The organism is Hyphomicrobium sp. DMF-1, from assembly GCF_027886585.1.
Taxonomy (GTDB): Bacteria; Pseudomonadota; Alphaproteobacteria; order Rhizobiales; family Hyphomicrobiaceae; genus Hyphomicrobium_C; species Hyphomicrobium_C zavarzinii.
Genome location: NZ_CP115706.1, coordinates 4551307 through 4570479, shown reverse-complemented (window position 1 = coordinate 4570479; position 19173 = coordinate 4551307). Strand labels below are relative to the sequence as shown.

Annotated in this window: 20 protein-coding genes; 11 read left to right on the top strand and 9 right to left on the bottom strand. The window is 64.9% G+C overall.

The features are described 5' to 3' along the window. Window positions 1–43 precede the first annotated feature (43 nt). From pgeF to lgt, 3 genes are read right to left on the bottom strand one after another with little or no spacing between them, the layout of a single operon-like run. Entirely contained in the window at window positions 44–817 is a 774-nt protein-coding gene (gene pgeF / locus PE058_RS21180) for a peptidoglycan editing factor PgeF (RefSeq protein WP_271029458.1), read from the bottom strand. A gap of 44 nt (window positions 818–861) precedes the next feature. Next, window positions 862–2004, bottom strand: a complete 1143-nt coding sequence (locus PE058_RS21175) for a class I SAM-dependent methyltransferase (RefSeq protein WP_271029457.1) — start codon at window positions 2002–2004, stop codon at window positions 862–864. Next, window positions 2001–2852, bottom strand: a complete 852-nt coding sequence (lgt, locus tag PE058_RS21170) for a prolipoprotein diacylglyceryl transferase (protein ID WP_020084727.1) — start codon at window positions 2850–2852, stop codon at window positions 2001–2003. Before lgt ends, PE058_RS21175 begins: the two co-directional genes overlap by 4 nt. Window positions 2853–3127: 275 nt before the next feature. Between lgt and PE058_RS21165 the strand changes: the two genes are divergently transcribed. The 3 genes from PE058_RS21165 to proC all read left to right on the top strand — a co-directional run bounded on the left by PE058_RS21165 (window position 3128) and on the right by proC (window position 5499). Continuing rightward, window positions 3128–3409, top strand: a complete 282-nt coding sequence (locus PE058_RS21165; RefSeq protein ID WP_020084728.1) for an accessory factor UbiK family protein — start codon at window positions 3128–3130, stop codon at window positions 3407–3409. A 699-nt stretch (window positions 3410–4108) separates the two neighbouring features. Beyond that, complete coding sequence (locus PE058_RS21160) at window positions 4109–4606, top strand: YbjN domain-containing protein (protein ID WP_271029456.1); 498 nt, start codon at window positions 4109–4111, stop codon at window positions 4604–4606. 68 nt (window positions 4607–4674) lie between these two features. Further along, complete coding sequence (proC, locus tag PE058_RS21155; protein WP_271029455.1) at window positions 4675–5499, top strand: pyrroline-5-carboxylate reductase; 825 nt, start codon at window positions 4675–4677, stop codon at window positions 5497–5499. 389 nt (window positions 5500–5888) lie between these two features. Here proC and PE058_RS21150 read toward each other — a convergent pair whose 3' ends face one another. From PE058_RS21150 to PE058_RS21135, 4 genes are all read right to left on the bottom strand, one after another. After that, window positions 5889–6173: a hypothetical protein gene (locus PE058_RS21150; protein ID WP_271029454.1), complete on the bottom strand. Its 285-nt coding sequence runs from the start codon at window positions 6171–6173 to the stop codon at window positions 5889–5891. Between the two features lie 166 nt (window positions 6174–6339). Then, entirely contained in the window at window positions 6340–7779 is a 1440-nt protein-coding gene (locus tag PE058_RS21145; protein ID WP_020084732.1) for an ATP-binding protein, read from the bottom strand. Window positions 7780–7782: 3 nt separating this feature from the next. Beyond that, window positions 7783–8511: a response regulator gene (locus PE058_RS21140; RefSeq protein ID WP_020084733.1), complete on the bottom strand. Its 729-nt coding sequence runs from the start codon at window positions 8509–8511 to the stop codon at window positions 7783–7785. Continuing rightward, entirely contained in the window at window positions 8511–9107 is a 597-nt protein-coding gene (locus PE058_RS21135; protein WP_020084734.1) for a MarR family winged helix-turn-helix transcriptional regulator, read from the bottom strand. Before PE058_RS21135 ends, PE058_RS21140 begins: the two co-directional genes overlap by 1 nt. 196 nt (window positions 9108–9303) lie before the next feature. Between PE058_RS21135 and PE058_RS21130 the strand changes: the two genes are divergently transcribed. Beyond that, window positions 9304–10200 carry a branched-chain amino acid aminotransferase gene (locus PE058_RS21130; protein WP_020084735.1) on the top strand — a complete coding sequence of 299 codons (897 nt, stop codon included), beginning with the start codon at window positions 9304–9306 and terminating at the stop codon, window positions 10198–10200. Window positions 10201–10600: 400 nt separating this feature from the next. Here the strand turns inward: PE058_RS21130 and PE058_RS21125 are convergent, their stop codons facing one another. Further along, window positions 10601–11536 (bottom strand): YiiG family protein, encoded by a 936-nt coding sequence (locus tag PE058_RS21125; protein ID WP_020084736.1) that lies wholly within the window; start codon window positions 11534–11536, stop codon window positions 10601–10603. A 179-nt stretch (window positions 11537–11715) separates the two neighbouring features. On the opposite strand from PE058_RS21125, the gene PE058_RS21120 reads away from it, so the two are divergent. From PE058_RS21120 to rfbD, 7 genes are all read left to right on the top strand, one after another. Then, window positions 11716–12000, top strand: a complete 285-nt coding sequence (locus PE058_RS21120) for a hypothetical protein (protein ID WP_020084737.1) — start codon at window positions 11716–11718, stop codon at window positions 11998–12000. Between the two features lie 45 nt (window positions 12001–12045). Further along, window positions 12046–13659, top strand: coding sequence for a phytoene desaturase family protein (locus PE058_RS21115; RefSeq protein WP_271029453.1), 1614 nt, complete (start codon window positions 12046–12048; stop codon window positions 13657–13659). Window positions 13660–13955: 296 nt separating this feature from the next. Then, a complete protein-coding gene (locus PE058_RS21110; RefSeq protein WP_271029452.1) occupies window positions 13956–15275 on the top strand; it encodes an efflux RND transporter periplasmic adaptor subunit in 1320 nt (439 codons plus the stop codon). Between the two features lie 34 nt (window positions 15276–15309). Beyond that, window positions 15310–16014, top strand: a complete 705-nt coding sequence (locus PE058_RS21105) for an ABC transporter ATP-binding protein (protein WP_271030637.1) — start codon at window positions 15310–15312, stop codon at window positions 16012–16014. Between the two features lies 1 nt (window position 16015). Beyond that, complete coding sequence (locus PE058_RS21100; RefSeq protein ID WP_271029451.1) at window positions 16016–17221, top strand: ABC transporter permease; 1206 nt, start codon at window positions 16016–16018, stop codon at window positions 17219–17221. Between the two features lie 155 nt (window positions 17222–17376). Further along, window positions 17377–17781 (top strand): hypothetical protein, encoded by a 405-nt coding sequence (locus PE058_RS21095; RefSeq protein WP_020084742.1) that lies wholly within the window; start codon window positions 17377–17379, stop codon window positions 17779–17781. Window positions 17782–17912: 131 nt separating this feature from the next. Next, the gene (rfbD, locus tag PE058_RS21090) at window positions 17913–18800 is read left to right on the top strand and encodes a dTDP-4-dehydrorhamnose reductase (RefSeq protein WP_271029450.1); all 888 of its coding nucleotides are present in this window, start codon (window positions 17913–17915) and stop codon (window positions 18798–18800) included. 9 nt (window positions 18801–18809) lie between these two features. On the opposite strand, the gene PE058_RS21085 is transcribed toward rfbD, so the two are convergent. Beyond that, entirely contained in the window at window positions 18810–19154 is a 345-nt protein-coding gene (locus tag PE058_RS21085) for a hypothetical protein (RefSeq protein ID WP_271029449.1), read from the bottom strand. Window positions 19155–19173 lie beyond the last annotated feature (19 nt).

The window sequence follows — 19173 nt, the reverse complement described above, 5'->3', positions numbered from 1 at the left end:
AATTCTGTCCGCAACATCCACAACGCGATTGTGGATTTTGCAGTTAGGCCACAACAATGGCGGAGATTTGGCGCCCGTAATCGGGCTCATTTCGATGTGTTGCTCGCCGAAAGCTGTAGAACATCGATTCGTTCTCGTAGGTGCACGGAGACTGTTGCTCGCTGCGGCGCAGGCCGAGCCGGCCGAGCCGATGCATCACATAGCCGGGCAGGTCGAAGTGGGGCGTCTTGCGCCCCTTGGGAATGGTAAAGAACCGGGCGTTGCCTGCGTCCGCGGCTTCGAACGCGGCCACGAACTCGGGGCCCACCTCGTAGGACTTGGGCCCGATCGAGGGACCGAGCGCGGCAAAAATGCGTGTGCGATCAGCGCCAATGCCCTCCATGGCGGCCACAGTGGCTTCCAGAATGCCGCCGAGGGCGCCTCGCCATCCGGCGTGAGCCGCCCCCACGACCCCCGCGTCCGCGTCGGCGAACAGCACTGGCGCGCAGTCGGCCGTCAGGATGCCGATCACGAGGCCGCGCGTCTTGGTGACGAGCGCGTCGCCCTTGGGCAGCTCGTCGCGCGGGACGAGCCGGTCCACGACATGCGCCTCCGCACTGTGGGTTTGGTAAATGGTCTGAACATCGTCTCCAAAGCTGCCGAGATGCTGGGCCACGCGGGAGCGGTTCTCGATCACCGACACGGCGTTGTCCTTGGAGCCCGCTCCGCAGTTGAGGCTGGCGTAGATCCCGCGGGAGGTGCCGCCCTGCCGGGTGAAGAAGCCGTGACGGATGCCGGGGAGGATGGAGAGGCTATCGGCCTCGAGGGGGCTCAGCATGGGCTCACTGTTCTTGATTGGGATCAGATGAAACGGCTTATACCTTATGCGTCGGCCTGCTCGAAAGCGGGCAACGGAGGAAGCGCGGGCGAGCGCACGCCGAGCACCAGGAAACGGGAGCCCATGCCCGTGGGCGCGATCAGGCGCGCCACGCCGGCTTCGATCTCGGACGCCATCGCCGGATTGGCCGACATCAGCCGCGAAGCGCGCTCGATGATGCCGAGGCGCCCCAGGAACTCCGCTTGCGGCATGGGGCCATCGACCGCGAGACCGGCCGCGGCGCAGCTCTTGGCGAAGCTCTGGAAGTCGACCTGCGCCGAGAGGTCCGTCTCCCCCGGCCGGTGGAACGGCGAAACGTGCTTCTGCCCCGCCACGCCCTGCAGCGTGTCGCCGAAGCCGGTTGCGGTGTGCCCGTAGTCGATGAACAGCGCCGCGAGCGGCGCGAGGCTCGCGCGGCTGCGAAGACCGGCGGCGACCACGGCCTCATGGTCTGCGCAGACTTCGAGAATATCCCCGTCCCGGGGAGCTGTCGGCGTCTCGTGGAGCAAGGCGGGGTCCAGCCGGGCACCGCGATCGAGCGTGAACTGCAGCGCGCCCCCGGCATCGACGGTTACCTTGCGGGCCCGCCAGTCCCCCTCTGCATAGACGAGCTGCGCGACCGGAAGCGCGTCGAGAAACTCGTTGGCGAGCACGATGGTCGGATGATCCGGGATATGCGACTCACTCGTGAGCGCTGAGACGGCGTCGCCATGAAAATGAACGGGCACGCCGCATTCGGCCAGCGTCACGCGCTGAAGATTGCGCAGCGTCTCGTTGCTGTCGACAAGGTGAACCGACAGCGCGCTCCGGAAAGCCGGCACGAGGCGCGCGGCACGCAGTGCGTCCCGCATCATCGTTCCCCGCCCCGCGCCGAGCTCGACCAGATTGACCCGGCCCGGCGAGCCCATCTGCTGCCACACGACGGCGCACCACAGCCCGATCAGCTCGCCGAACACCTGGCTGATCTCGGGCGCCGTGACGAAATCGCCCGCCGCGCCGATCGCGGACCGGCGCTTGTAGTAGCCGTGCTCCGGATCGGCCAGACAGGCGAGCATGTACGCCGAAACGTCGATCGGGCCATCGCGGCGGATGCGGGCCTTGAGCTTCGCGCCGAGCGGCGTCTCCGCGTTGGTGGTCTCGGCTGTCATGTCCGCGCGGCGCTGGTCTGCTGGCGGGCGCGCCAGATGAGGTAGAGCCCGCCGAGCAGCATCGGCAGGGAGTACACCTGCCCCGCCGTGAAGGGGCCGATGTTGAAGAGGTGCTCCGCGTGCGGCTCGCGGAAGATTTCCGAGAACGAGCGCGCGAGCGCGTAGCCCGAGAGAAACACGCCCGTCACCAGCCCCGGAGACTTGAGCGCGCCGAACGTGTGCGTGAGGAGCCTCAGCACGAGGAAAAGAGCGAGGCCCTCCAGCGCCGCCTCGTAGAGCTGGCTCGGATGGCGGGTTGCGGGCTCGATCGCGGGGTGGAGCCATTTGGCATGCGGAAACACCATTGCCCACGGCACATCCGAGACGCGGCCGAACAACTCGCCATTGATGAAGTTTGCGAGACGCCCGAAGAAGAGCCCGATCGGCACCGCTGCGGTGCCGAGATCCATGGCGCTGAGCGCGCTGATCTTGTTGCGCACGGCGAACAGCCAAACCGCGAGCCCGCACCCCGCGAGCGCGCCATGGAAGCTCATGCCGCCCTTCCACACCGCGAAGATGTCGAGCGGGGCGGCGAGATAGGTGCCGGGTTCGTAAAGGAAGACATAGCCGAGCCGCCCGCCCGCGATGACGCCGATCGTGATGTAGAGCAGGAGGTCGTCCACCTTCTCGAGGCTGAAGGGCGGCGTGTTGTTGCGCCAGAGCTGCGGCTGCTGCAGCAGCCGCCTGACGTAGATCCAGCCGAGGATCAGCCCCACGAGGTAGGCGAGGCCGTACCATTTGATGGCGAACGGCCCGATGGAGATGGCAACCGGATCGAAATCTGGAAAGGGAATGGCGAGAAGGTTCATGGCGCTTGCGGATTTCCCTTTCGCGTTCAATGGCTCATAGTGCCAGCCGGAGCGGCGGGCGGACGCTGCCGGGTCTCGGCAAGCGAGTCAAGCGATCCTCGCCCGGGCGCTTGAACCGTGCTCTGCGAACCACCATAGTCCGGACAGATGACAGCAGACCCCAGGCCGCACGCGCCCGGAGCGGACTGCGGCTCTTGCGACGCTCCCCATGCCAGCGGCGGCGGAGTATCAGACGAAAAAGCGCGTCGCCCGGCGCGCCAGCGGAAGGAACCCCGATGACCCAGACCTCAAATCGTCTGCTCGATGAAGTCGCCAAGCTGATGACGGACGCTGCCGGTGCCGCTCAAGGTGTCCGCCGCGAGGTGGAGGGCGTCATGCGCGCGCAGGCCGAACGGCTGCTGGAGAGCATGGACCTCGTGAAGCGCGAGGAGTTCGAGGCTGCGAAGGCCATGGCCGAGAAGGCTCGCGCCGAGAACGAGCGGCTGGCCGGTCTCATCACCGCTCTCGAAGCCCGCGTGGCCGCGCTCGAAGGCAGCACGCCGCGCTCGGGTGTCTAGACCATGATCGCTTCGGACCCTATCAGTCCGAAGCGTGAATCATCGGTCTCACTGAAGTCCCATGATCGCTTCGGACCCTATCAGTCCGAAGCGTGAATCATCGGTCTCACTGAAGTCCCATGATCGCTTCGGACCCTATCAGTCCGAAGCGTGAATCATCGGTCTCACTGAAGTCCCATGATCGCTTCGGACCCTATCAGTCCGAAGCGTGAATTTTCGATCTTACTGATGGCCTTGAGCGGCGATCGGGAGTGATCGGGCTCTAGCCCTTCGCGCGTCTCGGCACGAGATGCCTCGGTGCTTCGTTCCGCTTGTCGAGTGCGCGGCCGCCGTTTCCACATCGGAAAATCGACTTTTCAACATTTGGCGTCAGCGAGTTGCGCAAACGCTGCGCCTTAAGCGTCGCGACACCATTTTGCCCACTTTGCTCGTGGACAAAACCGCCATCGGCTTGCGACTCGTGCGCCCCTCTGTTTTCGTCTGCGGCGTTCAGAGTGCTTCGAAACGCGGGTCAATTTTCCCCGTTGCGAGGCTGGCTCGACAGGGGAGCTGCGGTGCCTTTGCTCAGCCGTTGAGAACGCGAAGCACCCGGGGACAAGTCGAGTTTCGCCCCAATCAGGTCATCGGCAGAGCGTGCAGTGCGGCGATCAGGAATGCCGGCAGCCGAACGAGGTCGCCGAGCAGGTTGAAGGAGCCAGAATGGCATCGTCCGAAAAGGGCAATCAGCGCATCACTCACCCGATCGATCTGGTGGAGCAGCTTGCCGCGACCTATGACTGGCAGACGGATCGCACGGGCGACGACGAGCTGACGCTGGTCGTGGGCGGCAATTGGACCGACTATCACGTCTCGCTCAACTGGCGCGATGACCTCGAGGCCTTGCATCTGGCCTGCGCGTTCGATTTCCGGGTGCCCGAGACGCGCCTCAACGAGATGTACCGCTTGATTGCCCAGATCAACGAGCAGCTCTGGCTCGGCCATTTCGATCTGTGGACCCAGGAAGGCCTGGTGATGTTCCGCCACGCGCTGCTGCTCAATGGCGCCGTGATCACGCCGGGCCAGTGCGAAGCCATCCTCAAGGCCGCTCTCGAAGCCTGCGAGCGCTACTATCAGGCCTTCCAGTTCGTCGTTTGGGCGGGTAAGGAGAGCCGGGAAGCGCTCGTCTCGACCATGTTCCAGACCGAGGGCCAAGCCTAAGCCGCCTCTGGACAAAGCTGAGCTGCGTCTGCGGCGGTCCCCGCAGAGAAGCAGAACGGCACGGCACAATGGCATTCACATTCAACGGTCCCCTCCTTCTCGTCGGAGCGGGCAAGATGGGCGGCGCCCTGATCGAGGGTTTGATCGCGCGCGGCCTCGATCCCAAGCGCGTCCGCGTCCAGGACCCGTCTCCGCCGTCCGAGGTTGCAGCGCTTCTCGCCAAGTACGGCATTCCAGCCGAGCCGCGCATTGAACGCCTCTCCGAGGCGCCGGGGGTGATCCTCGTCGCGGTCAAGCCTCAGGTGATGGACGCCGTCTTTCCGCCGGTTGCCCGCCTCGCCGGACCTCAGACGTTGACGATCTCCATCGCGGCCGGGCGCACGCTGCAGAGTTTCGAAAAGCATCTGGCGCAAGGCGCCGCCGTCGTGCGCGCCATGCCCAACACGCCTGCCGCTATCGGCCGTGGCATCACGGTTTGCGCTGCGAACGCCCACGTGACACCTGCCGCACAGGGCTTGTGCGAAGCGCTCTTGTCGGCCGTGGGAGAGGTCGCGTGGGTCGAGAAGGAGGAGCTGATGGATGCGGTGACGGCCGTCTCCGGCTCGGGACCCGCCTATGTGTTTCTGCTCGCCGAATGTCTGGAGAAGGCCGGGATCGCCGCAGGGCTGGAGGCCGGTTTGGCGAAGCGCCTCGCCAGGGCTACCGTCTCGGGAGCGGGCGAGCTCTTGCACCGCTCGGATCTCGACGCGAGCGTCCTGCGCCAGAACGTGACGTCGCCCGGCGGCACCACGGCAGCGGCGCTCGGCGTGCTGATGGCCGAAGGTGGTCTCGGAGAGCTGATGACGAAAGCTGTGCTTGCGGGAGAGGGGCGCAGCCGCGAGCTGGCGAAATGATCATGGCGTGTCAGATCGCGCACGCCCGCGGCTACGTGTCCTCGTTTGAACCCGGATGAGCCCGAAAGCTCCGGCGACCGGGTTCTTTTGACATCGATGCGGCGGGGACCTAACGCAGCAAGGAGGATAGCCTGTCGGGTCCGCGGCCGCCGCATTGAGTGCCATGCCATCGGCGGGTGGCGGTCCCGCTTTCTGGCCGTTTGGGTATCGACGCCGCTGCAAGTGCAGCATCACCCTCACCCCTAGGGTTATGCTATACTGTAACAGTTCGCGCAACGCGGCATTTTTCCCAATCACGGACTTGTGTAGCACGGGATCGCCGGGAAAATATCGGCACGAAAAAGCAGGCCACCCGAGGGTAGCCTGCTGTTTTAAAAGCAAAATCAGGATCAGTGTGTGGCGCGGGGCGAGACGTCGCCGACGACGCCGGTTGCGGCATCGCACATCACCTCGTAGTCGAGCCCGTTGGTGCGAAGCACGAAGCGATAGATCGGCCGGCCGTCCGGTGCTGTTTCGCTGGTGTGCCCCATGCTGGCGCCCATGGCGTTGACGGTTTTGGTGCAGGCGGTGGCATCCGGAAGCTTCTGCGAGACGGCGTCGGCCGCAGTGGCTGGCAGGCTGAACACGGACGCGACCGCAAGTGCGGTGATCCTCGTAACGGTTGGTGAGGTCATGAAACCTCTCCTCTCAATGAAGGAACGGAACAAGTCCCGTCTGATCGGGACATTCATGAAATAACGTTACGTCTAGACGGGATGTAACGTAACTCAACATCCCGTGAGGCGGCGAGAGCGGAAAAACCCCGAGGCAGACCAGCGGATTACGGGGAGAGAGCGGCCTCTAGAGCGGCACGGAGATGATGGCGCGAAGCCCGCCCATGGAGCTCTCGCCGAGCGTGATGTCCCCGCCGTGGCTTTTCGCGATGTCGCGGGCAATGGCGAGCCCGAGGCCGCTGTTGCCGTCGTCCTGGTTGCGCGACCTGTCGATCCGGTAGAACGGCTTGAACACATTCGCCCGCTCAGATGCCGGGATGCCCGGTCCGTTGTCGTCGACCTCGATACGCAGCCATCGCCCTTCGGTGGCGGCGCGGATCACGATCTGATCGCCGTAGCGCACCGCGTTCGAGACAAGGTTGGTGATGGCGCGTTTGAAGGCCTGCCGCTTGAGCGGAAGGATCACGTCGCCGCGCCGCTTGCGGAGCTTGAGTTCGATTGCCGTGCCGTAGACTTGCGACTCCTCCAGGATTTCCTCGAGCAGCTCGGTGAGGTTCGTGGGCTTCGCCTCTTCGCCGCCGTCGCCGCGCGCAAACGCGAGGTAGTCCTCCAGCATGTGCTGCATCTCGTCCACGTCCGCCTTGAGCGACTGGACGTCCGGCCCTTCGCCCATGAACGCGAGCTCGAGCTTGAAGCGGGTCAGCACCGTTCGCAGGTCGTGACTCACGCCCGCCAGCATCGTCGTGCGCTGCTCCACGTGCTGGCGGATGCGGTTGCGCATTTCGAGGAAGGCTGCCGCCGCCTGGCGCACCTCGCGCGCGCCCCGGACCTGGAAATCGTCCGGCACGGGGCGGCCCTTTCCGAAAGCGTCCACCGCTTCGGCAAGACGCAGGATCGGGCGGATCTGGTTGCGAAGGAACAGGATGGCGACGGTCAAGAGGATCACCGACGAGCCGACCATCCAGAGAAGGAAGATGTGCGAGTTGGACGCATAGGTCTGCGTGCGCACGGCGAGGAAACGCAGGATGGAGTCGGCATGCTGCACGCGGATCTCCACGTGCCGCGATTGTCCCACCGTATCGATCCAGAACGGCCGCTGAACCTGCCGCGAGATCTCGCGCGAGAGTGCGCGGTCGAGCAGATCGAAGAACGGCTTCTGCCGCGATTCCGGCAGGTCGCCGGGCGGCAGGATCTGCATGGACAGATTGAGCCGGTCGCGCGCGATGCGGATGATCTCGTCGTATTTGCCCGGCGGCGAGCCTTCGTAGATGTCGATCAGCGCCGCGATGTCCCGCGCCGTCGTCTCGGAGAGGCGGCGCGTGACGTTCTGCCAGTGCCGCTCCATGAACACGAACGCGATCACGCCTTCGAGCACGACGATCGGTGCGATGATGATGATGAGCGCGCGGGCATAGAGGCCCTTCGGCATCAGCTCGGCAAACAGGCCCACGAAGCTCTGGTGCAGCCCCTTGAGCCGGCTGAGAGCCGGAGCGGATTTTTCCGAAAAGAAGCGGAATGCCTTCCCGGCTCGTTCGGACGCGCTGGTGAAGGGGCCGAGAAGGTCCACGTTCTAATCCACGTACAGGATGTATCCCTTGCCGCGCACGGTCTGAAGGTAGACCGGGTTCGAGGGGTCGGTTTCGATTTTGCGGCGGAGGCGATTGATCTGCACGTCGATCGCCCGGTCGTTTCCGGTCGTCTCGTCGGTCGCCAGTTCATGCCTCTGGATGGGAGTGCCCTGCTTCTGCGCGAACTGGCGCAAGAGATCCCGTTCACGTTCGGTGAGCTTGATCGTCTCGTTGTTGCGCTTGAGCTCTCCGCGCGCGATGTGGAACACGAGGGTTCCCATCCTTACCTCGTCGGAAACCGGGGGCGCCTGAACGGCCTGCGCACTCTGGCCGCGCTTCAGGATGTTGCGAATGCGCAGCAGAAGCTCGCGCGGCTCGAACGGCTTCGGCACGTAGTCGTCGACGCCGATCTCGAGCCCCTCGATGCGCTGCTCGGGCTCCGCGCGGGCTGTCAGCATGCAGATCGGAATGTCGCGCACCGCCTTGATCTGGCGTGCGAGCTCGAGCCCGCTGATGCCGGGCATCATCACGTCCAGCAGCACGATGTCGAAATCGAGTCCCCGGAGCGAGGCCTGGGCCATCTCGGCGTCGGCTGCCGTCGTCACGCGAAAGCCCTGAGAGTAGAGATAGCGCGCGAGCAGATCGCGGATCTTGTGGTCGTCGTCGACGATCAGCACATGCGGAGCATCGTCCGGCAGCGGCTCGGAGCGTCGGTCTGATAACGAGGTCATCAACGGTTCTCCCCGCTGGCCTTGTCGCCTGCCGGTGAGACGCGGACGAGAGCTTCCACTTGCGCCCGGTCTTCCTCGGAGATCATGGCGAGCAAAAAGCGTTTGGTTGCGGCCTCCGCCTCGGGTCCCGCGGCCGCAAGGGCCGCCTCCACGCGCTTCACCTGCAAGGCGGTGAGCTTTTCAGCGAGCCGCGTGCCTTTGACGGTCGCATAGAGCAGCCGTTCGCGGCGATCCTCCGCTCCGGCCCTCTGCGTGATGAAGCCCTCGCCGATGAGCTGCTTCAGCACGCGCGCAAGCGACTGCTTGGTAATCTTCAAAATCTCGAGAAGGTTGGCAACTCTGAGGCCGGGATTGCGATGGACGAAATGCAGCACCCTGTGATGGGCCCGCCCGAAGCCGTATTGCGCCAGCACCGCGTCCGGATCGCCCGTGAAATCACGATAGGCGAAAAAAAACAGCTCCACGTGCGTGATGAGGTCGGCTCGTCCGTTGGCTGAAGAGGGCGCGTCCTGGGCGCTGTCACGCGTCAGGTTCTGGCGTCGGGCACCGGAGGGGTCACGAGTTATGTCAGCCATGTTGACATATTTGAATGCCATTGGTACTTCTGGCAAGTCATTTTCAAGCGGCCGTCACATGCCGAAACGGGGCGCATTGCTCCGTTTTCTGCCGCCCCGCAACCTCGATTGCGGGGAGCGACCTGGCCGGACCCGTCCGGAAGACCCGTCTCGGCGGTCGAGCAGGACGACGAGCCCAATGCCGAGTGCGAACTGCGGAACCCAATAGGACGTCATCATGGCTGAGATCGTTCCCTACCACGATCGTGACGGTTTCATCTGGATGGATGGCAAGCTCGTGCCCTGGCGCGAGGCCAATGTTCACATTCTGACGCATGCGCTGCATTACGGCAGCGCGGTGTTCGAGGGCCTGCGCGCATACGGCGGCGAGATCTTCAAGCTGACAGAGCATTCCGAGCGCCTCGTCGAGAGCGCCCGCATCCTCGAATTCGAGATCACGCAGAGCGTGGCCGAGATCGATCAGGCGTGCCGCGATACGATGGCTGCCAACAACCTCGTCGATTGCTATGTCCGCCCCATCGCCTGGCGCGGCAGCGAGCAGATGGGCGTGGCCGCCCAGCAGACCAAGATTCACCTCGCAGTGGCCACCTGGACTTGGGGCTCCTACTTCCCGATGGAGCAGCGGCTGAAGGGCATCCGCATCGGCTTCGCCAAGTATCGCCGTCCCGATCCGGCCACCGCGCCCACCAAGGCCAAGGCCGCCGGTCTCTACATGATCTGCACCATCGAGAAGCACCGCGCCGAGCGGGCCGGCTATGCCGATGCCCTCATGCTCGACTATCGCGGCCGCATCGCCGAGTGCACCGGCGCCAACATCTTCTTTGTGAAGGATGGCGTGATCCACACGCCCGAGGCCGACTGCTTCCTGGACGGCATCACGCGCCGCACGGTGATCGCGCTTGCGAAGAAGCGCGGTTATGAGGTGCGGGAGCGTGCAATCCTCCCCGACGAGCTGGCAACCTTCTCGGAGTGTTTCATCACCGGCACCGCTGCCGAGGTGACGCCCGTCTCCGAGATCGGCGACTTCAAGTTCAAGCCTGCCCAGATCTCCGAGACGCTGCTCAACGACTACATGACGCTCGTTCAGCCCAACAAAAAGGTCGCCGCAGAGTAGGCGAAGCACGGCCTGCGCCTCGCTTCCGTCTTGCCGCGCCGCAGGTTACGGCACGCGGTTTCTCCACGCAGGCGTGGCCAGCTTCCGCGTGGCCCATTGCCCGTTGGCGGGTCGCAACTCACTCTCGGTCAGCGCACCGCGCCGGCGTGTCTGGATCCCGGCCTGCGCCGGGATGACGTTGAATTGAGGCAGCCGGATCGACAAAAAAGAGCGTCATCGCGGCCGTCCATGCGAAGCCACGGCATGGCTGCGCCATGCAGCCGGCGGACGTTGAATTGGGGCAACCTAGGCTCCAAAAAGGAACGTCATCCCGGCGAAGGTCGGGATCCAGGCACGCTGCAATCTTGCGCATAGCGCCGTGATGATAACGCAGCGCGCCTCGAGCTTTTCGCGGCCAGCCTCAGAAGCCAGGACCGCGGTTGTAGCTTTCGACGAGCTGATTGTAGTCGTGCATGAGCCGGTCGGGCGAGCCCTCCACCATCCAGCCGCCGCCGCCGGAGTTGAGGATCATCTTCTCGCCGTCGCTGTAGGGGACCTTGTCGCGCACGCGGCGCATCAGCTGCTTGCTCGTGACCAGGAACGACTTGGCGGAGCTGACGAAGCTCGATCCGATTTTGCTGTCCTTGTTCTGTTCGGCATAGCTGTCGGCCGCCTTGGTCGCCGCTTCGTATTCGCCGAGGGCGGCCGTGATCTTTGCAAGATCCGGCTTGTCGGTGCTTTGGGCGCGCATAAGCCGCTTCGCATGCATCATGAGCGCTTGGATGTGATAGCGCCCCTTGCGGCCCTCCTCCTTCTCGATGTTGACGAGGTCTTCCGCAGCCAGCATGTCCTGCACGACATCGATGCCAGACCGCAGCTTCGCGTCAGCGGTCGCGAACGCAGTCCACGCGGCTACGAGCTGGGGATGCAGCGCCTTGCCCTTGGCCATCTTGTCGTCTTTGTAGTTCTCCTGAGAGTAATAGTCGTCCGCGTCCTTGAGCAGAGGCTCGAGCGCGACCACCGCGTCCACATAGGTTGAGGCCGCCGCCTCGAGCTCAGCATTGCGCGGGTCGAGCGTGTTGGCTTTCTCGACGCCGCTCTTGCAGTCCGCCGTGTCGTAGATCGTGTACGTGCCGTAGATGATCCGCTCTTTCCCCGTCGGACCCTTCTTGCCCACCCAGCTGAAGTAGCGCTCGCGGGAGTCGTAGGCGCGTTCCGAGAGCCGGTTGATGCAGCCCACATACGCGTTGATCTTCTCGGTGAGTGAAGAGGTCTCTGCGCGGACGCCGCCGGCCGCAAGCAGTCCGGGAAGCACGGCCGCGCCCACAGCCAAAATCCGCAAAGAGATGGAATGCATGATGTTTCTCGTCATGACAGGGTTCTGAAAAATATAAGAATTGCAGGTGTTTACGGCAGAATTTCAGCATTGGGATCTTTGCTGGACCCGCCGGGGTAGGGATAGCGGATCATCCCGGTTGCCAGAAGCCCAATTGTGGCAGAAAATTGGCGCATGGATGAAGCCACGAGGCCAAAGCCATGTCGACGTTGCGCAAAGCTACCATCTGCGTCGCGAGCTTGACGCTGATCTTCGCCGCCGCCGCGTTCTCCGCAGGTCGCGGCCTTGCCCAGGAAGGTCCGGGCGGTGCCATCAATCCCGGCCGCGACTGCCAGACGATAACCACCTGCCAATTTCGCAAAGGCGGGAGCTATCGCGGATGCCTGTCCTCCTATAGCTGTCGGGTCTGCCGGTTCGTGCGGTCGAGCTGCACCATCGGCGGGGCGAGGAAATCCTGCTACGAGTCGCGCTGCACGTGGGGCTGAGCCCGATGTCGTCGTCGCGGCGCGCAGGGCGTTGCGAGAGGGCGATTGGGTTTGCACGACGTTGCGATCATAGGCGGGGGCCACAACGGCCTCACCGCGGCGGCTTATCTGGCTGCGGCCGGCCTCGATGTGGTGGTGCTGGAGAAGAACGCCAACGTCGGCGGCGCCGCCTACACCGACGAGTTTCATCCCGGCTTCCGCAACTCGGTCGCGGCCTACACCGTGAGCCTCCTCAACCCCAAGGTCATTCGCGATCTTGATCTGCCTCGCCATGGACTGAGGATCGTCGAGCGTCCGGTCGCCAACTTCTGGCCCGTCGATGACCGGCGTGCGCTCGTGATGCCCTACGGTCTCGCGGCGCGTCAGCGCGCGATTGCCGCGTTCTCCGAGCGGGACGCTGCGCGGCTGCCCGCTTACGACGCCGCGCTCGATCGCGCAGCCAGCGTGCTCAAGGGCCTTCTCCTGGAAACGCCGCCCAACGCAGGCGGCGGACTGCGCGAGCTATGGAAGGGCGCACGCCTCTCGCGCTCGGTCCAGAAGCTCCCGCTCGAGGCACAGCGCGACCTTGCGGCGCTGTTCACCGAAAGCGCCGCAGGCTTTCTGGCTCGCTGGTTCGAGAACGAGACCGTGAAAGCCGCATTCGCGTTCGACGGCATCGTCGGCACCTACGCAGCACCAACCACGCCCGGCACCGCATATGTGCTGCTGCACCACTGCTTCGGCGAGGTGAACGGAAAGCCGGGTGTCTGGGGTCACGCGGTGGGCGGTATGGGAGCGATCAGCGCGGCCATCGCCGCAGCCGCGCGTGAGAAGGGCGCGAAGATCCGCACCGATGCCCCCGTGCGCGAGATCCTGGTCGAGAACGGCCGCGCGGCGGGCGTCGTGCTCGCCTCGGGAGAAACCGTGCGCGCCCGTGCCGTGGCGGCGGCCGTTCCGCCGAAGCTGCTCTTCTCGCGCCTGGTCCCTGAAGGCGCGGTCAATCCCGGCCTGCACCAGCGGCTCGCGGGCCTCAAGTCCGGCTCCGGCACGTTCCGCATGAACGTCGCGCTGTCGGAGCTTCCGGACTTTACCTGCCGTCCGAACCGCGAGGGCACGGACCACCTCGCCTCGGGCATCGTGATCGGGCCGACGCTCGACTACCTCGAGCGCGCCTATCTCGACGCGCGGCGCGACGGATGGTCGAAGGAGCCCGTCGTCGAGATTCTCATTCCGTCCATGCTGGACGCCACGCTGGCCCCCAAGGGCCGCCACGTGGCGAGCCTTTTCGTGCAGCACGTCGCGCCGCATCTACCCGCTCCGCGCGCCTGGTCGAACCCGCATGAGAAGGAAGCCTTCGCCGATCTCGTGATCGATACGGTGACGCGGCATGCGCCGAACTTCAAGGCGAGCGTGGTGGGCCGCCAGGTGCTCTCGCCCTGGGATCTGGAACAACGCTTCGGCCTGATCGACGGCGACATCTTCCACGGCGCCTTGAGCCTGGATCAGCTCTTCTCCATGCGGCCGGTTCTCGGCCATGCCGATTATCGCATGCCGCTGCCCGGCCTCTACCTGTGTGCCTCGGGCGCTCATCCCGGCGGCGGCGTGACGGGCGTTCCCGGACACAACGCGGCACGCGAGATCCTTCGCGACAGGAAGGGCTGGTGGAAAGGCCGGGCATGACGGAGCGCTTCAAGGACCAACGGGTCGGACGAGCCTGACGGCGCGGTGAGGCGTCGCAGTTTGTCGCATCGTGTAACGAAGTGTTTCCCCGCCACAAAAAGTCGGCTTTTCCCCCTGTAGCACAAAGATATTCCGGCTTTGTCCAAGGAGAGCTCGAATGCGACGGATTGAGGTCCGGCCGGACGTTTCCCCGTCGCACGAAGTGAGGCCGCCGATCGGGATGATCGTGATCAGGGGAATGGTGCGCCGCCGACAGTCGATACTGGGGCCGCGGCGGTGCCCAACGGGGTGAACGAATGAGATCGGCCACAGCGGCAAAGCCGCTTCAAGAGGCTCAACCGCAGAAGAGCGCGCTGCCGCCTGTCGAGCAGGCGCCGGACGACATCGCCGCAGCACTCGGTCTCGAAGGAGAGCCGCGGCGGCGCTGGCCGTGGATCGGCGCTGGTATTGCGGCGCTCGTTCTGCTCGCTGCCTGGTACGCGCTCTCGTCCGGATCGGGAGAGCGCACGCGATACACGACGCAGCCGGCGACGCGCGGCAATCTCACGGTGCTCGTCACGGCGACAGGCTCCGTCCAGCCCACCAATCAGGTCGACATTTCGAGCGAGCTTTCGGGCACGGTCCGCCGCGTGATGGTGGACTACAACTCCAATGTTGCGGTCGGAGATCTCCTGGTCGAGCTGGACACCGACAAGCTCAAGGCCACGCTCGACAGCTCGCGCGCCAAGGTGGTGGCCAGCCAGGCGAAGATCCGCGACGCGGAGGCAACCGTCGTCGAGAAGAAGGCCGAGCTTGAGCGCAAGAAGGCCCTCGTCACGAAAAGCTGGGCGTCAGTCCAGGATGTGGATACGGCGCAGGCCGCCTACGATCGCGCCATCGCGAGCCTCGATAGCGCACGCGCCGATCTCGGCGTCTCGGAAGCCGATCTCAAGATCAACGAAACCAATTTCGAGAAGGCGCGCATCGTGTCGCCCATCCGCGGCGTCGTGCTGTCGCGCGCTGTCGAGCCGGGCCAGACTGTGGCCTCCTCGCTTCAGGCCCCGGTGCTGATCTCCATCGCCGAGGATCTGACCAAGATGGAACTGCAGGTCGATGTGGACGAGGCTGACGTCGGCAAGGTGAAGAAGGGGCAGAAAGCGGAATTCAGCGTCGATGCATTCCCGGATCGCAAGTTCCCCGCCGCCATCGAGGAGTTGCGCTATGCCTCCGAAGTCGTGCAAGGCGTCGTCACCTACAAGGCCATTCTGGGAGTCGATAACTCCGAGCTGCTTCTGCGTCCCGGCATGACGGCGACGGCCGAGATCACCGTCACCGAGGTCAAGGATGCACTTCTCGTTCCCAACGCGGCCTTGCGCTACGCGCCGCAGGCATCCAACGCCCCCGCGGAGCAGACGAGCCTCCTGCGCCGCATCCTGCCCGGCCCGCCGCGCTTCCGTGCGCCGAGCGCGCGGCAGGAAACGGGGGCGAGCCGGACGATCTGGGTCATGCGCGATGGCGTGCCGCAATCGGTGCCGGTGGAGATCGGATCGAGCGACGGCAAGGTCACCGAGATCGTGAAGGGCGAGCTCGAGGTGGGCCAGGCGGTCATCATCGACGAAACGACGGCCGCGCAGTAACGGGAAGCAACCGTAAGACGCCATGCAAAAGGCAATCCCGAAAACGCCCCTGATAGAGTTCCGCTCCGTGACCAAGACCTACGGCACCGGCGCCGCGACGGTGCACGCCCTGGCGGGCGTCGATCTCGTCATCGAGCGGGGAGAGTTCGTAGCCATCATGGGCCCCTCCGGCTCCGGCAAGTCCACGACCATGAACGTCATCGGCTGCCTCGATGTGCCGAGCACGGGCCAGTATCTGTTCCAGGGCGTGGATACGGGCACGCTCTCGCGCAACCAGCGTACCCGGCTGCGCCGTCATTTCCTGGGCTTCGTGTTCCAGGGCTTCAATCTGCTCGCGCGCACCACGGCCGTCGAGAATGTGGAGCTGCCGCTGATCTATCGCGGCCTGGGCCCCGTCGAGCGCCGCAAGCTGGCGATCAAGGCGCTGGAGCGTGTGGGCCTTGGCGGGCGCATCGATCACGGCTCCTCCGAGCTCTCCGGCGGCCAGCAGCAGCGCGTCGCCATTGCGCGCGCCATCGTCACCAGCCCGCGCGTGCTGCTGGCGGACGAGCCGACCGGCAACCTCGACACCAAGACCAGCCGCGAGATCATGGATCTGATCGTGAGCCTCAACCGCGATCAGGGCATCACGGTTGTCATGGTCACGCATGAAGCCGATATCGCCGCCTACGCGCGTCGTGTCATTCGCTTCGTCGACGGCCGCATCGATAGCGATACGGTCAACCGGGAGGCGGCGTGACATGTTTTTCGAAACGCTGAAGCTCGCCGTCCAGGCCATCCGGCGCAATGCGCTGCGCTCCGTCCTCACCGTGCTCGGCATCGTCATCGGTGTTGGTGCCGTCATCGCCATGGTCACCATCGGCAACGGCACCACCGCCAAGGTGACGGCCGATCTTGCCAAGCTCGGCACCAACCTGCTGTCGGTCAATCCCGGCCAGTTCGGCCCCGGCCGCGCCAGCTCCGAAGCCAAGCCCTTCAACTATCGCGATGTCGAGGCCATGAAGCAGCAGCTTCTCGGCGCGCGAGCCGTGGCGCCGCTGGCCCAGAAGACGGCGACCGTCATCTACGGAACGGAAAATCGCAGCACCACGGTGATCGGAACGAGCAACGACTACTTTTTGACCCAGGACTGGGACCTGAGCGCCGGGCGCACCTTCCTCGATGGCGAGATGCGGGGCGGACGCGCCGTCTGCATCATCGGCGAGACGGTGCGCAGCAAACTGTTCGGCCGCGAGGCGCCGGTCGGGCGCAGCCTGCGCGTCGGCAGCGTGGCGTGCGAGGTGATCGGCGTGCTGCAGGCCAAGGGGCAATCGAGCTTCGGCAGCGACCAGGACGACGTCGTGATCATGCCCATCCGCACCCTGCATCGCAGGCTTGCCGGCAACACGAACATCAGCCGCATCTTCGTGTCCGCGAAGAACGGCGGCGAGACCGCCAAGGTCCAGCGCGACATCGAATGGCTTCTGCGCGAGCGCCGAAAGATCGCGCCCGGCAACGAGGATGATTTCTCCGTCCACGACATGAAGCAGATCCTGCAAGCGACAGCCGGAACCACGGCCATGCTGACGGGGCTGCTCGGCGCGGTGGCCGCCGTCTCGCTGCTCGTTGGCGGCATCGGCATCATGAACATCATGCTGGTCTCGGTCACCGAGCGCACGCGCGAGATCGGCATTCGCCTCGCCATCGGCGCGCTGGAAAGCCAGGTGCTGATGCAGTTCCTGATCGAAGCGGTCGCGCTTTCGGTGTTCGGAGGAATTCTCGGCGTGATCCTGGGGCTCTCCTTGGCGCTGCTCGCCACCATGGCGCTCGGCGTGCCGTTCATCGTCAGCACCGGCATCGTGCTGGTGGCCTTCGCTTTCGCGGCCCTCGTCGGCGTCGTCTTCGGATATTTCCCGGCCCGCCGCGCCGCCCGCCTCGATCCCATCGAGGCGCTGCGTCACGAGTAGTCCGCACTCCTTAGAAGGATAGCGGAGGCCAGTTATCAACCATATGTTTTTAAACGAAAAAACTAAGAATCCGTCACCCGGATTAACCTTTTGTAAAGCGAATAAATCGAGCCTCCGAAGTGCAGGAGACAACGCTTCGAAAGGGGACTTTCCATATGGGCAAGCTCGCAGTTTTCATGGCGATGAAACGGGATCTGGCGTTCGAGTTCGAGCGTGAGCTGAGGGCGGTGCGCAATCTCATTCTCGGCGTCACCCGCATCTCTGGAACGGACTACACCATCGATCTGCAGGCGACCGAAGGCTTCGTGGCGGGCAGTCGCGCACGTGCGGCCTTCGCCGAAGCGCTCCACAGCGCCGTGCACGAGGCTCTCCTCAAATACGCTCACGACCTCGCGCGTGAGAGCCTGGAGCACGGCATGGATCAGGACATCGTGGGCGGCGCCCTGGGCGGAAACCCGGCGCTTCAGACTTTACAGGCCCTGCGCGCGCGAGCGGCCGAGCCCCAGCAGCCTGCGCAGCCCGCAGACGGAAACACGGTCCGCCTCGCTGTGTGCGCTTAGGAAGCGCGGAGAAATTCAGGACGGCACCGATAAGCGCGCCACGTCTCGAAGCGACGTGTTCCGAAGCGACGTGGCGCGTTCTTTTTGCTACCCTGCCATCACAGAGCCGGGATGCTGGGTTTTGAGAGCTTATGCGGCTGTTGATTGCAGGTTGGCATGGACAGGTTGCGCGCGCGCTCATCGAGGCAGCGCCGGCCTCGCCGCATGTCAAGGCGCTGGCGGCCGGAAGACCGGCGCTCGATCTGCGCGATCCCAAGTCTGTCGAGCGCGCATTCGGCGATATTGAGCCCGGCATCGTCATCAACACGGCAGCTTACACGGGTGTGGACCAGGCCGAGACGGAGCCGGACGCCGCTTTCGCGCTCAATCAGGAGGGCGCTAGGGTTCTTGCGCGCGCCGCCGCGCGGCGCAACGTGCCGGTCATCCATCTTTCCACCCACTACGTGTTCGACGGCGGAAAGCCTGAGCCATACGTCGAGAGCGACGAGCCGCACCCCCTCACGATCTACGGACGCTCGAAGCTCGAAGGCGAGCGCGCGGTGGCCGAAGCCAATCCGCATCACGTGATCATCCGCACCGGCTGGGTGTTCGGGGCTGTGGGGCGGAACTTCGTGACCAAGATTCTCGGGCTCGCGACCGGCGAGGACCCGTTGCGTATCGTTGCCGATCAGCACGGCAATCCCACTTACGCGCCGCATCTGGCATTGGCGATCCTGGAGGTCGCGCGCCAGCTCACGCAGCACGAGAGGGATGCCTCCATCTGGGGCACCTACCACGCGGCGGGGACGGGTGCCACGTCCTGGCACGGCTTCGCGAGCGAGGTGGTGGGCTGCGCCACACGGCTCGGTCGCCCGGAGGTGCCGGTGGAGTCTATCGTCAGCCTCGACTATCCGACCAAGGCTCCGAGGCCCTTCAACTCCGAGCTCGATTGCACGAAGTTCGAACGCGCGTTCGGACTGCGTCTGCCGCCCTGGCAGGACGGCGTCGCGGACTGTGTGGGACGCCTCCTGCAGCCTTGAGGCGGCGATCTAGACCTGCCTTTCGGCGCGGCGCACTTTCAGAAAGGCCCGGCTGAAGAGGCCGAGAAACACCACGAGAAGCAGCATGAACGGCACGCCGATCCAGACGTCGAGCCGGCTCGCGGTCTCGGTGCCGACCAAGCCGAAATGCTCGGCCAGGCGTGAAAGCGCCGTCGCGCCGACCGCGAGCAGGAACACGTTGCTCGCCAGCATGAGACGCGGCTCGGCGAGATAATACTTGGTGAGGAACCCGCCCTGGGGCGGCTTCGAGCCGCCGAGGAGCGAAAGCACGGCCAGCGGCAGAACCACCAGCGCCACGAAGCCGTGAACCAATATGGTGAAGATCGTGATCATGGGAACCTCCGGCCTAAGC